Genomic DNA, 14,815 nt, shown 5'->3' with positions numbered 1-14,815 from the left:
GCGCGCATTATACTCAGCGATGAAATAATAGCTAGTGATATGTTTGAAACCGTTGGATAACGGTCGCCGTATTCGGATTTCGAGTATATTTAGCCTTGCAGAACAAAGAGGTATTCCGGCTGATCCGCAATCTGGGGGTACTTGGATGAAATGGCACGTTGTTGCACTTGCCGCTTTGCTGGTTGCCGGTTGCGGTAAACCGCAAGAAGAAGTCTATCAACCCACATTTTCCGAACGTGGGGCGGATGAGCCCAAGGAATATATTGTGGGCATTCATCCTTTGCACAACCCCAAACACCTGATTGAGGTGTACGGTCCCATCGTTGATTACCTGAATACCAGCATTCCGCAGGCGCATTTCCGGCTGGAGGCATCACGCAACTACGAAGAGTTTGAAAAGCGGCTTTATAGCGGGCATTTCGATTTTGCCATGCCCAATCCCTACCAGACCGTGCGTTCTCTCAAGTTTGGCTACCGCGTGTTTGGCAAGATGGGCGATGACGAGATGTTTCGCGGCATCATCCTGGTACGCAAAGACAGCAACATCCGCAAAGTGGCGGATCTCAAGGGCAAGAAAGTGTCGTACCCATCCCTTACCGCCTTGGCGGCAACCATGATGCCGCAATACTATCTGCATACGCATGGGATTAACGTGCATCGCGATATCGAGAACGTCTATGTGGGTTCGCAAGAGTCATCAATCATGAACGTGTTGCGCGGGCATGTCGCGGCCGGGACAACCTGGCCCGTACCGTGGAAGACCTTCCAGCAGGAATATCCGGAAATGGCGGCGCAACTGGAAGTGAAATGGCAAACCGAAACGCTACCGAACAATGGTTGGGTGGTGCGGAACGATGTTCAGCCTATGTTGGCGAAAGATTTCGGCAATGCATTGGTCGGCTTGAACAAGTCGCAAGAAGGGAGGGCCATGCTCGCGAGGTTGGGTATCAGCCGTTTCGAGCATGCCGACAATGCGACTTACAAGCCTGTTCAGCAATATCTGAAGGTCTTTTCCGAAACAGTGCGGGAAATCGAATACTGATGAAACTGAGTGGATATATCAGCGCACTGTGGCGCAGTTCAATACGCAGGCAGCTGATCCTGGGCTTTACACTGGCATCACTCGCTTTGATGCTCGGGTTCGGCTATCTGGTGCTTGAACAACAACGCAAGGCACTTTATCAATCCTCCGAAGAGCGCGCATCTTCGCTGGCACATGCGCTGGCTATTAGCGGAACCTCGTGGGCTTTGGCCAACGACCTCGTGGGGTTGCAGGAAGTGGTACAGGGATTTGCCAAGACACAGGATATGCGACGTGCTTGCTTTCTGGATACGCATGGAGAAGTACTGGCCTCAAGCAACCCGGACGAAGTGGGCTTTTTCGTGACGGACAAGGTGAGCCGCGACATGCTGGCTTCGACTTCCAGGGAGCAGTTCATCCTGGTGAACCAGAAGGACCTGATCGTCATCGCTCATCCTGTGATGGCAGAAGGCAGGTTTCTCGGCTGGGTGCGAGTGGAAATGTCGCGGGATACGGTCAATGCGAATCTTGCCGCACTAACTCGAATGTGGATCGAGTTCATGCTGTTTGCGGTGTTGGCAGTGTCGCTTATCGCATATGTGCTGGGGCGCAGGTTGACGCATGGTTTGAATCACTTGATGCAGGTTGCCGCCGCTGTTGAACATGGCCTGGAAAAACGGCGTTCAGATATAGGACGGTCAGACGAGATCGGCGTGCTGGCACGCCATCTGGATCGCATGCTGGATGCGCTTGAACAGCAAAAGAAATTGATACATGAAAGCGAGGCCAAGTACCGTTTTCTGGCCGACAACATATCCGATGTGATCTGGATCCTGGACCCGAAAACGAGGCAATGGATATATGTGAGTCCGTCGATCACCAGACTGCTTGGATATAGCGTCGAGGAGCTTATGCAGCAACCGATGGAGAAAACCCTGACGTCCCAATCGAGCGCCGATGTACAGGGCTGGCTACGCGAACGCGGTGAATTATTCCTGAGCGGAAAGGATGGAGACCATATTTATCTGGATGAAGTGGAATACCGCCGCCGCGACGGCTCGACCGTGTGGTGTGAAGTGACGACCCATTTCGCCAAAAATGAAAGCGATGAAATGATCCTGCTGGGGGTGATGCGTAACATCACCGAGCGCAAAAAGGCCGAGGAGCAGATACGCAACCTGGCTTTCTACGATACCCTGACGCAACTGCCCAATCGGCGCCTGCTGCAGGATCGGTTCAGTCTGGTCATCTCTGCCTGCAAGCGCAACAATCGCTATGCAGCCGTGATGTTCATCGACTTGGACAATTTCAAGCCGCTCAACGACGAACATGGCCACAATGTGGGTGACATCCTGCTGGTGGAAGTCGCGCATCGTATTGTCAGCTGCGTGCGCGAGGTCGATACCGTTGCGCGTTTCGGAGGCGACGAGTTTGTGGTGATGTTGAGCGAACTGGATACCGACAAAGACGCTTCGATGGCACAAGCCGGTGTGGTGGCAGAGAAAATACGGCAGTCACTGGGGGAAGTTTACCGGCTGACAGTGTTGCAAGAGGGCAAATTGGAGCCGCGCATCGTCGAACATCACTGCACAGCCAGTATCGGCGTGGTGGTGTTCAACGATCATGGCGTCACTCAGGAGGACCTGATCAGGCTGGCCGATGCGGCGATGTACCAGGCCAAGGCATCCGGCCGCAACAGGGTGTATTTCGCCGACTTATAGTTGTCATATTTACCGTTGTGCACTGTGCTAGAATGCGCCCCCTTCGAATTCAGTACAGGTAGTACATCATGTCCCGCGCCATTCGCAACATCGCCATCATCGCCCACGTTGACCATGGCAAGACCACATTGGTTGACCAATTACTGCGCCAATCCGGCACTTTCCGCGCCAACCAGAAGCTGGAAATCCGCGTGATGGACAACAACGATCTGGAAAAAGAGCGCGGCATTACCATTCTGGCCAAGAACACGGCCATCGAATACGAAGGCACCCACATCAATATTGTGGATACACCCGGGCACGCCGATTTTGGCGGCGAGGTGGAACGCGTGCTGGGCATGGTGAACGGCGTGCTGCTGCTGGTGGATGCGGTTGAAGGCCCGATGCCGCAGACACGTTTCGTGACGAAGAAAGCCCTGGCGCTGGGCCTGAAGCCCATCGTCGTCATCAACAAGATCGACCGTCCCGGCGCACGTGCCGATTGGGTGCTGAACCAGACTTTCGACCTGTTCGACAAGCTCGGCGCTTCCGACGAACAGCTCGACTTCCCCGTCATCTATGCTTCCGGCCTGAACGGCTGGGCCTGCTTGGATCTGAAAGATGCCCCGAACAACGGCGGATCTGCTGCCGATATGAAGCCGCTGTTCGACACCGTGTTGAAGCATGTTCCCACACCGCCGGGCGATCCCGATGCGCCGTTGCAATTGCAACTGGCCGCGCTGGACTACTCCACTTTTACCGGACGCCTCGGCATTGGCCGCGTGCTGAACGGACGCATCAAGCCCGGCCAGAATGTGGTCGTGATGAACCATGGCGACCAGGTCAGCTCCGGCCGCATCAACCAGGTGCTGGGTTTCCAGGGCCTGGAGCGTATTCCGGTGGAGAGCGCCGAAGCGGGCGACATCATCATCATTTCCGGTCTGGATGAGATCGGTATCGGCGTCACGATTTGCGACAGGGACAATCCTGTCGGTCTGCCCATGTTGCTGGTGGACGAGCCGACCCTGACCATGGACTTCATGGTGAACAGCTCGCCGCTGGCCGGTACCGAAGGCAAGTTTGTTTCCAGCCGCCAGATCCGTGACCGCTTGAACAAGGAATTGTTGACCAACGTGGCCTTGAAGGTCGAAGACACAGCCGATGCGGACGTATTCCGCGTCTCCGGTCGCGGCGAATTGCACCTGACCATCCTGCTGGAAACCATGCGACGTGAAGGCTTCGAATTGGCAGTGGGCAAGCCGCGCGTGGTTTACAAAGAGATCAACGGCGAGAAATGCGAACCGTATGAGAACCTGAGTATCGACCTGGAAGATGAGAACCAGGGCACGATCATGGAAGAAATCGGCCGTCGTCGCGGCGAATTGACGAACATGGAATCCGACGGCCAGGGCCGCACCCGTCTGGAATACCATATTCCTGCACGTGGTTTGATCGGCTTCCAGTCCGATTTCATGACCATGACACGCGGTACCGGCCTCATCAGCCATGTGTTCGATGACTACGGTCCGGTCAAGCCCGATTTGCCTGGCCGTCACAACGGCGTCCTCATTTCGGCGGAAGATGGCGAAGCTGTAGCCTACGCCCTGTGGAATCTGGAAGATCGCGGACGCATGTTCGTGGTGCCCGGCGACAAGTTGTATGAAGGCATGATCATTGGCATTCACTCGCGCGACAACGACCTGGTCGTCAACCCGATCAAGGGCAAGAAGCTCACCAACGTGCGCGCTTCCGGAACTGACGAAGCGGTGCGTTTGACGACTGCCCTGAAGATGACCTTGGAATCGGCTGTTGAATTCATCGACGACGACGAGTTGGTGGAACTGACGCCCAAGTCTATCCGTATCCGCAAACGTTACCTGAAAGAGTTCGATCGCAAGAAGGCAATGCGTTCGGCGGACTGATTTTTGCCAGCACGTAATAACTAAGGGGCGCTTCGGCGTCCCTTGTTATTTCAACTTCATTTATACTGACCGCTCGTTCAATCCTGGGGGAATGCCATGAAAAGATCGCTCTATTTCATTGGTCTCATGTTGGTTGCCGCAGCAGCACAAGCCGCAATTCAGGGAAAGGAAGTCAGCTACGAGGCCGACGGTACCAAGCTCAAGGGCTATGTCGCTTACGACGATGCTGTGAAAGGCAAGCGCCCCGGCGTGCTGGTCGTGCATGAATGGTGGGGGCTCAATGACTACGCGCGCAAGCGGGCACGCATGCTGGCGAAGCAGGGTTACACCGCACTCGCACTCGACATGTACGGCAACGGCAAGATGGCACACCATCCGGACGATGCGCAGAAGTTCTCCAGCGAAGTGAGCCAGAACGAAGGCTTGGCCAAGGCACGCTTTGAAGCTGCACTTGCATTGCTCAAGCAACAGAAGACGGTGGATGCCGACAACATCGGCGCCATCGGCTATTGCTTTGGCGGATCCGTGGTACTGAACATGGCGCGCCTTGGCGAACCGCTCAAAGTGGTGGAGAGCTTTCATGGCGGCCTGAAGACGTCGCATCCGGCGGAGCCGGGCGTGGTGAAGGCACGCATCGCCTCGTTCACCGGAGAGGCCGATCCCTTCATCCCGGCCGAGCAGGTTGCGGCGTTCCGTCAGGAGATGGAGAAGGCCGGCGTTACTCCTCTGGTGGTGACTTATCCGGGGGCAATGCACAGCTTCACCAGCCCGGAGGCGGACAAGCTCGGCAAGGAATTCAATTTGCCGATGGCCTATAACGCCGATGCGGACAAGGACTCCTGGAGCAAGGGGATGGCGCTGATGGACGAAGTGTTCAAAGCGAAGTAATAGTTGACCGGTATGTATTGATGACCCTGGAGATTCTTCTGATCGTTGCAGTGCTGGTGCTGTTGGTTGTGTTGCTGGCGATGCAATTCAAGCAGCCGGCGCGAGCCGCCCGGATGCTGGAACAGCAGCACAGAGCGATGCTTGGCGATTTGCATGACGGTTTGAACAAGCAGGGTGACCGGCTGATCGCAGCGCAAGCAGCCGAATCGGAGCGCTTGCGTGCCGCGGTAGGCGAAGAGTTGCGTACCACCCGCGATGCCGTCAATGCGCTGCAAGCCAAGCAGGACCTGCTCAGAAGCGAGATGCTGGCACAGACGCTGGCCAAGCTGGCGGAGCAGGGGCGCGCCGATCAGGAACTGATCCAGAATTCCTTCCGCAATGCCACGCAACACTTGGCGACCAGTATCGAGACCTTGTCCAAGACGGTGGATGCCCGCCTGGAGCAGATCGGCGGCAAGGTCAACGAGCGCCTGGACGAAGGCTTCAAGAAGACCAATGAAACGTTCGTCAGCGTGATGGCGCGGCTGGCGACCATCGACGAAGCGCAGAAGAAGATCGACGGCCTGACCACCAACGTCGTCAGCCTGCAGGAGCTGCTCGGCGACAAGCGTTCGCGCGGTGCGTTCGGCGAGGTACAGCTGGAAGGGCTGGTGCGCAACATCCTGGCGCCGCAGGCCTACGAGATGCAATACACACTGCCCAACGGCAGCCGCGCAGACTGTGTGCTGAAGCTGCCTGAGCCCACGGGCATGGTGGCGGTCGATTCCAAGTTTCCCCTGGAAAACTATCACCGCATGTTCGATGCGGCGAGCCCGGCGGAAAAACTGGTTGCGGAAAGGCAATTCAAGGCCGATGTAAAAAAGCATGTGGAAGATATCGCAAGCAAATACATCATTCCCAATGTCACTTCCGACGGGGCGGTAATGTTCATCCCGGCCGAGGCGGTGTTCGCCGAGATCCACGCGCATCATTCGGATGTGGTGGATTACGCCATGCAGCGGCGCGTCTGGATCGTGTCGCCGACCACGCTGATGGCAGTCCTGAACACCGCGCGGGCCGTGATGAAGGACGTGGAGACACGCAAACAAGTCCACATCATCAAAGATGAGTTGGGCAAGTTGGGCAAGGAGTTTGGCCGCTTCGACGAGCGCATGAAGAAACTGGCGGACCATATCCGCCAGGCACATGAAGACGCGCAGGATGTGCACACCACCAGCCAGAAGATATCGAAACGCTTCATCAGTATCGAGCAGGTAGAATTGGAACACACGGCATCGTTGTCCAAAGGCATCACCGAAATCGATCGCTAACTCAGTATCAGGGAGATCAGCCAGGATGAAAACCTTTCACACATGGAAATTTTTCCGAGCCGGCGGATTCGATCAAGTGCAACTGGATAACGGTTCCGATCTGCTCGCCTTGAACCAGCTTGATCAGAAGCTGTGGGTGGCACTGAGCTGTCCGACGCGGGGAATCGAATTCGACAGCCGCACTCTGGACATGATCGATGCGGACGGCGATGGACAGGTGCGCGCAAACGAGGTGCTGGCGGCGATCGGCTGGGCCGGTTCGTTATTGAAGAACAGCGATCTGCTGATCGGCGGACGCGATGCGTTATCGCTTTCCGATATCTCGGACGCCAGCGAGGAAGGCAAGCATATATTGGCGTCTGCGCGGTATATCCTGAAGAGTCTGGGCAAGCCGGATGCAAGCGAGATATCGCTGGGCGAGATGGCGGACATCGAAAAGTTCCTGGACGGATTGAAATTCAATGGAGACGGCGTGATCTGTTCGAAACAGGTCGAGGATGTCGGCTTGAAGGCATCGGTCGAAGATATTGCCAGAATTGCGGGGACGGTCCCCGACAGGAGCGGCGACACCGGTATCAATCAGGAGATCGCGGACAAATTCTTTGAGGATGCAAAGGCCTATTGGGATTGGAATGCCCAAAGCGAGACTGATCCGGCTATTCTTCCCCTAGACAGGGATACCGAAGCCGCCGCCCAGGCACTGCGAGCGATTCGGGAAAAGGTCGATGATTATTTCATGCGCTGCCGGATGGCGGCCTATGATACCCGCGCAGCTTTGCCGTTGAGTCGCTCAACCGGGGATTACGAAAAGCTGGCCGGTCAGATATTGTCGGTTCAAAACGTCGAAGTGGCCGCGTTTCCTTTGGCTACCATCGCACCGGACAAACCGTTACCCCTGCATGCTGAATTGAATCCTGCATGGATTGATGAGATCGGGGCGTTTCATAAACTTGTGATCAAGCCATTGCTGGGTGATAAAGCCAGTATCACGGCAGGGGAATGGTCCGGGGTGTCCGCAAAATTCGACCCGTTCGACGCGTGGCAAAATGCCAAACCGGCTGTTGCGGTCGGCGAACTCGGCATCGCGCGTTTGCGCGAAATGCTGTTTAACCGGCATCAAACCGCGATCAATGAACTCATCGCCCAAGACAGGGCAGTTGAGGCAGAGATCAAATCCATCCAGTCGGTGGAGCGATTGCTGCGCTACCGTCGCGATCTGCACAGACTGTCACACAATTTCGTATCGTTCAGCGAGTTCTATTCGGGCAAATCCAAAGCCGTTTTTCAGGCCGGCACACTTTACCTGGATGGCCGCAGCTGCGAGTTATGCATCAAGGTCGAGGATGTGAATACGCATGCCGCTTATGCCAACACCAGCGGCGTGTGTCTGGCCTACTGCGAGCTGGTGCGTAACGGCGGTGCCGAGAAAATGAACATCGCTGCGGCCTTCACGGCTGGCGATTCGGATTTTCTGATGGTGGGACGTCATGGTGTCTTCTACGACCGCAAAGGACAGGATTGGAATGCAACCATAGTGCGCATCACCGATCATCCCATCAGCATCCGCCAGGCGTTCTGGTCGCCTTATAAAAAGGTATCCAAGGTCATCAGCGAACAGATACAGAAATTCGCCGCTTCCAAAGCGAACGCGGTGCAGGAAAAGGTGGTCAAAGCAGTTGTGGAAAGTGGCGGGAGTGTTGTTGCAGCGCCAAACATGCCGCCCAAACCGCCGTTCGATGTTGCAAAATTTGCCGGTATCTTTGCAGCGATAGGATTGGCAATCGGTGCAATCGGGGGCATTATCGCTTCCATCGTCAGCGGGATATTCAGTCTGAAACTGTGGCAAATTCCGCTGGCCTTTGGCGGACTGATGCTGGCTGTTTCCCTTCCATCCATGGTGCTGGCCTGGTTCAAATTGAAACGCCGCAATCTGGGCCCTATCCTCGATGGCTGCGGCTGGGCAATCAACGCCAGGGTGCATATCAACATCCCGTTCGGGACTTCGCTGACTGCCTTGCCTAATCTGCCGGCAGGTGCACATCGCTCCCTGGCCGATCCCTATGCCGAAAAGAAGCCGGTTTGGCCTTACGTTCTGGTTGTCCTGTTGCTGCTGGGCGCAGTGGCATGGGCCTGGAAAGCGGGGATTTTTTCGTGATGTTTTTGAGTAGAGTGCAAAAATGAAGATCGCAATCGCACAGATCAATTGTACCGTCGGAGACCTGGTTGGTAATGCCGGCAAGATCGCCGAGTATGCCAAGCGAGCCAAAGCGCAGGGCGCTGCAATTTTACTGACTCCTGAACTCGGCCTGTGCGGCTATCCGCCGGAAGATCTGTTGTTGCGCGACGGGTTTTATCAAGCCTGTGAGAAAGTCTTGCGCGATTTGGCACGGCAAGCGCAGGGTATTACGCTGATCGTCGGCCATCCGCACAAGGTCGGGAAAGATATTTACAACGCTGCCTCGATACTCAGCGATGGCAAGATCACCGCAACCTATCACAAGCATTCCCTGCCCAACCACAGTGTGTTCGATGAGGAGCGCTATTTTGAGAGCGGCAATAAGCCGTGCCTGCTCGAGATGGACGGCATCGTATTTGGTATCGTCATCTGTGCGGACGTGTGGCACGAGCGGGCGGCAATGAACGCGAAGGAAGCGGGCGCACAGATGCTGCTGGTATTGAATGCGTCGCCGTATCACTTCGACAAACAGGCAACGCGTTACGACACGGTGCGTGACCGTATAGCGGAGACCGGCCTGCCGGTGATATATGCCAACATGGTGGGTGGGCAGGACGAACTGGTGTTCGACGGAGGTTCGTTCACGATGGATGCGGACGGGAAGCTGATTGATCAGTTCGCCGCATTCGATGAATTGCTGGGCATCGTCGAATTGAAAGACGGAAAGTTGTCGGGGGGAGAGCAGCAGGCCGTGCTCAAGGATGAAGCCAGCATCTACCGGGCCTTGTGCGTCGGCGTGCGGGACTATATCCAAAAGAACCGCTTTCCGGGAGTGCTGCTGGGCTTGTCCGGGGGGATCGATTCCGCACTGACGATGGCAGTGGCAGTGGATGCGCTGGGTGCGGACAAAGTGCTTGCCGTGATGATGCCGTCGCCTTACACCGCTCAGATGAGCATAGACGACTCGCGCGAGATGGTGAAATTGCTCGGCGTGCGCTATGAAGAGCTGGATATCCTGCCAGCCTTTTCTGCCCTGCAAGAGACACTTTCACCCTTGTTCAGGGGATTGCCTGCCGATACCACGGAAGAGAACCTGCAGGCACGCATACGCGGTACCTTGCTGATGGCGCTGTCCAACAAGACCGGCTCGCTGGTGTTGACCACCGGCAACAAATCCGAAATGACGGTCGGCTATGCAACGCTCTACGGCGACATGGCCGGCGGTTTTGCCGTACTCAAGGATGTGAGCAAGACCTGGGTGTATCGCCTGGCCAAGTGGCGCAATAGCATGGGCAGGGTGATCCCGGAACGCATCATCACGCGGCCGCCCAGTGCCGAACTGAAACCCGATCAGACCGATCAGGACAACCTGCCGCCTTATGATGTTCTTGATGCCATCATGGCCTGCTATGTCGAGAAAAACATGAACATCGCCCAGATTGTGGACATCGGATACGCCGAAGCCGACGTTGTGCGTGTGGTGAAACTCATCCGCATCGCCGAATACAAGCGCCGTCAGGCACCGGTGGGAGTCCGCATCACGGATCGCGGATTCGGAAAGGACTGGCGCTATCCGATCACGGTACGTTATCAGGATGACTTTTAGTTATACTTGCAGCACCTATCTTGGGAGAACAACATGAAGAAAATCGAAGCCATCATCAAACCGTTCAAACTCGACGAAGTTCGCGAAGCGCTATCCGAACTGGGCGTCAGCGGCCTGACCGTAACTGAAGTCAAGGGCTTTGGACGGCAGAAGGGGCATACCGAGCTGTACCGCGGCGCGGAATACGTGGTCGATTTCCTGCCCAAGATCAAAATTGAAGTGGTGATCAGCGCAGCCATGCTGGATACGGCAGTCGAGGCCATCGTCAAGGCGGCAAATACAGGCAAGATCGGTGACGGCAAAATATTCATTACTTCGGTGGAGCAGGTTGTCCGCATTCGAACCGGTGAGACTGACGAATCGGCATTGTAATTATTGTTGCTGTTTATAAACCGGGTGGATTGCGAATCCATCTGCCAATAATGCAGTTGTGCCCCGGCCCCTTTGATGAGCCTTATCTTAGTTAATAGCGATGAAATCGTAGTCGGCAAACCGATTCCCTGGGCATTGTATGACCAGAATCGGAACCTGCTTTTGAACGAGGGCGATCTGGTTCGCGACGACGCGCACCGCGAGGCTTTGCTTGCTGGCGGAGCTTGTCACGAACTGCTCCTGGAAATGCCATCCGGCTTCGAGAGTGCAGATGACAGTTTTTTTGCCGACGAAGCATCACCTGCCGACCTGTCCGGGGTAAAGGAAGCCGACAGGACCTTTACTTTCGACGACATGAAGCTAAAGGTGGAGGATAGGTTGCAGCTCGAACCCCCTGCGCAATTGACCCGCGAACGCTTTACGGTCAAAGTCATCGGGTTTCTCAGAGGGGCCAGTCTGCTGGTTTCCATGCCGATTACCGCCAACGGCTTGCGGCTGCAGTTGATGGAAAAAGAAAAGCTCGTGATGCGATCTTTCTCCGGACAGAATGCTTTCGGTTTTGCCTGCACGATAGAGCGGATATGCAAGATTCCCTTTGAGTACATGCATTTATCATTCCCGGACAATATTCAGGGAATCATGATACGCAAAGCCCCCAGGGTGAAAACGCGCATCATCGCGGCAGTGCAGGACACAAAGAACGGTGCTGAGAAACAAGTTTCCGCTCTTATTTCCGACATCAGCGCCCATGGAGTATCCCTCGAGGCCAGACAAACGCTGGGCGACAAGGGCGATATCCTCAATCTGGCTTTCCGCGTGCAGTTGCACAATATCGATGCCTACCTGTCGCTTAAGGGCATTATTCGTGCCGTATTCACTGTTGATCCGGCAGATCATTCAAAAACTGCACTAATTCGTCACGGCATCGAGTTTCAGGATATGCAGGCGAACGACAGCGTCATTCTGCAAAGCCTGATCTATCAGCAGATGATTGAAAATCCGCACAAGCTGGTCTAGCGGCTCCAAGGCAATCGCCTGTACCTTCATTCCAATCTCCGAAATCCAAACGTTGAGTCAAAGCGCCGCTTCGGTTACAATGCGCGCCCTGTTTATCCGGCAACAACTGGACAAACGGTAATTCACACACTCGTTCATGTTGGGGTGTCCCTTAAGAGGGATCAGGCTGACGGGTGGAAGACTTAACCCTTAACGATTGGAGTATCAAATGCAAGTAACCATGCGTCAAATGCTGGAGGCGGGTGTCCATTTCGGTCACCAGACCCGTTTCTGGAATCCCAAGATGGCCCCTTATATCTTCGGCCATCGCAACAAGATTCACATCGTCAACCTGGAAAAAACCGTCGTGATGTTCAACGACGCGCTGAAGGAAGTGCGCAAGATTTCCGCAAAGAAGGGCACTGTCCTGTTTGTGGCAACCAAACGCCAGGCGCGCGAAATTATCCGCGAGGAAGCTCAACGCTGCGGCTCCCCATTCGTTGATCACCGTTGGCTGGGCGGTATGCTGACCAACTTCAAGACTGTACAGCTGTCTATCAAGCGCCTGCGCGAACTGGAAGGCATGATCGAAGACGGCAGCATCGACAAAGTGTCCAAGAAAGAAGGCCTGATGTTCCGCCGCGAACTGGAAAAGCTGGATCGTAGCCTGGGCGGCATCAAGGATCTGCAAGGTCTGCCTTCCGCCATCTTCGTGATCGACGTCGGCTACCAAAAGGGCACCGTCACCGAAGCACAGAAGTTGGGCATCCCGGTCATCGGCGTGGTGGATACCAACCATAGCCCGCTCGGCGTGGACTTCATCATTCCCGGTAACGACGACTCCAGCCAGGCGATCCGCCTGTATGCACGCGGCGTGGCCGATGCGGTTCTGGAAGGCCGCGAACAAGCATTGAACGAGTTGACAGCACAAGTTGCGGAAAGCGCCGCGTAAGCAGCCTTCCCGCAACGAGGGGGCGCAAGCCCCCTTTTTTGTAACCTGAATTTAGTTGAAATCATTAGGAGTATGACATGGCAGAAATCACCGCAAGCATGGTGAAAGAACTGCGCGAGGCTACCGGCCTCGGCATGATGGAATGTAAAAAGGCGCTGGTCGAGACCAATGGCGACTTCAAGGCGGCTGAAGAATTGATGCGTATCAAGAGCGGTGCGAAGGCCAGCAAAGCTGCTTCCCGCGTGACGGCTGAAGGTGTGATCGGGTCGTTCCTCGCGGCTGACGGCAAGACCGGCGCTGTGGCGGAAGTGAATTGCGAAACCGACTTCGTGGCCAAGAACGACGACTTTATGGCGTTTGCCAGGAACGTGGCCCAAACCGTTGCGCAAAAGGACCCGGCCGACATCGACGCGTTGCTGGCATTGCCGATTGCAAATGGTACAGGCACGGTTGAAGAAACCCGCATGGCGCTGGTGATGAAGCTGGGCGAGAATCTCAGCGTGCGCCGTATCGAGCGCTACTCGACCGCCACCGGCAAGCTGGCGACTTATCTGCATGGCAACAAGATCGGTGTGATGGTGAATTACACCGGCGGCGACGAGTCCCTGGGCAAGGATCTGGCGATGCATATCGCTGCGAGCAAGCCAAAGTCTGTCGATGCATCCGGCGTGAATCCGGAAGACATTGCCACCGAACGCCGTATCGCGATCGAGAAAGCCAAGGAATCCGGCAAGCCGGAGGCGATGCTGGAAAAGATCGCCGAAGGCACCGTGCAAAAATTCCTCAAGGAAGTCACTTTGCTGGGCCAGGTTTTCGTCAAGGCTGAAGATGGCAAGCAGACCATAGAGCAATTGCTGAAGAGCAAGGGCGCTTCGGTATCTGCTTTCCAGATGTTCGTGGTTGGAGAAGGCATCGAAAAGAAAGTGGAAGACTACGCTGCAGAAGTTGCTGCTGCCGCTGCTTCCGCAGCTTCTGTCAAGAAAGGCTAAAAGGAAACCACGTCCATGACTGCTCCCGCCTACAAACGTATCCTGCTTAAACTTTCCGGTGAAGCCTTGATGGGCGATGACAGCTACGGGATCAACCGTACAGTCGTCGAGCGCATCGTGGCCGAGATCAAGGAAGTGACCGAGCTGGGTGTCGAAGTGGCAATCGTGATCGGTGGCGGAAATATCTTCCGCGGTGTGGCTCCGGCGGCAGCCGGGATGGATAGGGCCACCGCCGATTACATGGGCATGCTGGCCACGGTGATGAATTCGATGGCTTTGCAGGATGCGATGACGCGCGGCGGACTGGAATGCCGTGTGCAGTCGGCACTGAATCTGGAACAAGTGGCCGAGCCGTTCATACGCGGCAAAGCCCTGCGTTATCTGGAAGACGGCAAGGTTGTGATCTTCGCGGCGGGTATTGGCAGTCCGTTCTTTACCACCGACACGGCGGCGGCTTTGCGCGGAGTGGAAATGGATGCCGAAGTCGTCATCAAGGCGACCAAGGTGGACGGCGTGTATACCGCTGATCCGAAGAAAGATCCCTCGGCTGTGCGTTACCAGAAGGTGAGTTTCGATGAAGCCATCGGCAAGGATTTGAAGGTGATGGACGCCACGGCATTGACGCTGTGCCGCGACCAGAAGCTGCCCATTATCGTTTTTAGCATATTCAAGGCGGGCGCCTTGAAGCGTGTGGTGATGGGGCAGGATGAAGGAACGCTTGTACACTGTGATTGAAGGATGCCTTTAAAATCCCAACTTTCGTCGCTATGCTGCGTTGCTCGCAAAAAATAACTCCTTACATATTAGGCTATATGCTGCGTCGTGATTTTTTGCTCGCGCCTTGCCTAGCTTAGAAATTTGAATTTTTAAAGGCATCCTTGAC

12 protein-coding genes are annotated in these 14,815 nt (G+C 55.5%); all 12 read left to right on the top strand.

Going from position 1 to position 14,815, the window contains the following annotated elements:
• The first annotated feature begins 145 nt into the window (after positions 1-145).
• The 12 genes from QOY30_RS09700 (at position 146) to pyrH (ending at position 14,667) form a co-directional block, all read left to right on the top strand.
• Positions 146-1,042 carry a phosphate/phosphite/phosphonate ABC transporter substrate-binding protein gene (locus QOY30_RS09700; RefSeq protein ID WP_283744411.1) on the top strand — a complete coding sequence of 299 codons (897 nt, stop codon included), beginning with the start codon at positions 146-148 and terminating at the stop codon, positions 1,040-1,042.
• On the top strand, positions 1,042-2,742 hold the full coding sequence (locus tag QOY30_RS09695) for a diguanylate cyclase (protein ID WP_283744410.1): 1,701 nt from the start codon (positions 1,042-1,044) through the stop codon (positions 2,740-2,742). Before QOY30_RS09700 ends, QOY30_RS09695 begins: the two co-directional genes overlap by 1 nt.
• Before the next feature lie 68 nt (positions 2,743-2,810).
• Entirely contained in the window at positions 2,811-4,643 is a 1,833-nt protein-coding gene (gene typA, locus QOY30_RS09690) for a translational GTPase TypA (RefSeq protein WP_283744409.1), read from the top strand.
• Between the two features lie 96 nt (positions 4,644-4,739).
• A complete protein-coding gene (locus QOY30_RS09685) occupies positions 4,740-5,531 on the top strand; it encodes a dienelactone hydrolase family protein (protein ID WP_283744408.1) in 792 nt (263 codons plus the stop codon).
• Between the two features lie 20 nt (positions 5,532-5,551).
• Positions 5,552-6,841, top strand: coding sequence for a DNA recombination protein RmuC (locus QOY30_RS09680; protein WP_283744407.1), 1,290 nt, complete (start codon positions 5,552-5,554; stop codon positions 6,839-6,841).
• A gap of 25 nt (positions 6,842-6,866) precedes the next feature.
• Complete coding sequence (locus QOY30_RS09675; protein WP_283744406.1) at positions 6,867-8,996, top strand: hypothetical protein; 2,130 nt, start codon at positions 6,867-6,869, stop codon at positions 8,994-8,996.
• 22 nt (positions 8,997-9,018) lie between these two features.
• Entirely contained in the window at positions 9,019-10,623 is a 1,605-nt protein-coding gene (locus tag QOY30_RS09670) for an NAD+ synthase (protein WP_283744405.1), read from the top strand.
• A 33-nt stretch (positions 10,624-10,656) separates the two neighbouring features.
• Entirely contained in the window at positions 10,657-10,995 is a 339-nt protein-coding gene (locus tag QOY30_RS09665) for a P-II family nitrogen regulator (RefSeq protein ID WP_283744404.1), read from the top strand.
• 75 nt (positions 10,996-11,070) lie between these two features.
• On the top strand, positions 11,071-12,012 hold the full coding sequence (locus QOY30_RS09660) for a flagellar brake protein (RefSeq protein ID WP_283744403.1): 942 nt from the start codon (positions 11,071-11,073) through the stop codon (positions 12,010-12,012).
• A gap of 208 nt (positions 12,013-12,220) precedes the next feature.
• The gene (gene rpsB / locus QOY30_RS09655; RefSeq protein ID WP_283744402.1) at positions 12,221-12,943 is read left to right on the top strand and encodes a 30S ribosomal protein S2; all 723 of its coding nucleotides are present in this window, start codon (positions 12,221-12,223) and stop codon (positions 12,941-12,943) included.
• 77 nt (positions 12,944-13,020) lie between these two features.
• Positions 13,021-13,932, top strand: a complete 912-nt coding sequence (tsf, locus tag QOY30_RS09650; RefSeq protein WP_283744401.1) for a translation elongation factor Ts — start codon at positions 13,021-13,023, stop codon at positions 13,930-13,932.
• Positions 13,933-13,947: 15 nt separating this feature from the next.
• On the top strand, positions 13,948-14,667 hold the full coding sequence (pyrH, locus tag QOY30_RS09645) for a UMP kinase (protein WP_283744400.1): 720 nt from the start codon (positions 13,948-13,950) through the stop codon (positions 14,665-14,667).
• Positions 14,668-14,815 lie beyond the last annotated feature (148 nt).

The sequence above is a fragment of the Sideroxydans sp. CL21 genome (assembly GCF_902459525.1).
In the GTDB taxonomy this organism is placed as follows: domain Bacteria; phylum Pseudomonadota; class Gammaproteobacteria; order Burkholderiales; family Gallionellaceae; genus Sideroxyarcus.
The sequence above is the reverse complement of the archived record's forward strand: the minus strand, read 5'-3'. Positions and strand labels throughout refer to the sequence as shown.

What these genes read in the sequence shown, in the direction of transcription:
- tsf (WP_283744401.1), top strand. Translation starts at nt 13,021, where the DNA reads ATGGCAGAAATCACCGCAAGCATGGTGAAAGAACTGCGCGAGGCTACC.
- pyrH (WP_283744400.1), top strand. Translation starts at nt 13,948, where the DNA reads ATGACTGCTCCCGCCTACAAACGTATCCTGCTTAAACTTTCCGGTGAA.
- QOY30_RS09670 (WP_283744405.1), top strand. Translation starts at nt 9,019, where the DNA reads ATGAAGATCGCAATCGCACAGATCAATTGTACCGTCGGAGACCTGGTT.
- QOY30_RS09680 (WP_283744407.1), top strand. Translation starts at nt 5,552, where the DNA reads ATGACCCTGGAGATTCTTCTGATCGTTGCAGTGCTGGTGCTGTTGGTT.
- typA (WP_283744409.1), top strand. Translation starts at nt 2,811, where the DNA reads ATGTCCCGCGCCATTCGCAACATCGCCATCATCGCCCACGTTGACCAT.
- rpsB (WP_283744402.1), top strand. Translation starts at nt 12,221, where the DNA reads ATGCAAGTAACCATGCGTCAAATGCTGGAGGCGGGTGTCCATTTCGGT.
- QOY30_RS09675 (WP_283744406.1), top strand. Translation starts at nt 6,867, where the DNA reads ATGAAAACCTTTCACACATGGAAATTTTTCCGAGCCGGCGGATTCGAT.
- QOY30_RS09695 (WP_283744410.1), top strand. Translation starts at nt 1,042, where the DNA reads ATGAAACTGAGTGGATATATCAGCGCACTGTGGCGCAGTTCAATACGC.
- QOY30_RS09685 (WP_283744408.1), top strand. Translation starts at nt 4,740, where the DNA reads ATGAAAAGATCGCTCTATTTCATTGGTCTCATGTTGGTTGCCGCAGCA.
- QOY30_RS09700 (WP_283744411.1), top strand. Translation starts at nt 146, where the DNA reads ATGAAATGGCACGTTGTTGCACTTGCCGCTTTGCTGGTTGCCGGTTGC.
- QOY30_RS09660 (WP_283744403.1), top strand. Translation starts at nt 11,071, where the DNA reads ATGAGCCTTATCTTAGTTAATAGCGATGAAATCGTAGTCGGCAAACCG.
- QOY30_RS09665 (WP_283744404.1), top strand. Translation starts at nt 10,657, where the DNA reads ATGAAGAAAATCGAAGCCATCATCAAACCGTTCAAACTCGACGAAGTT.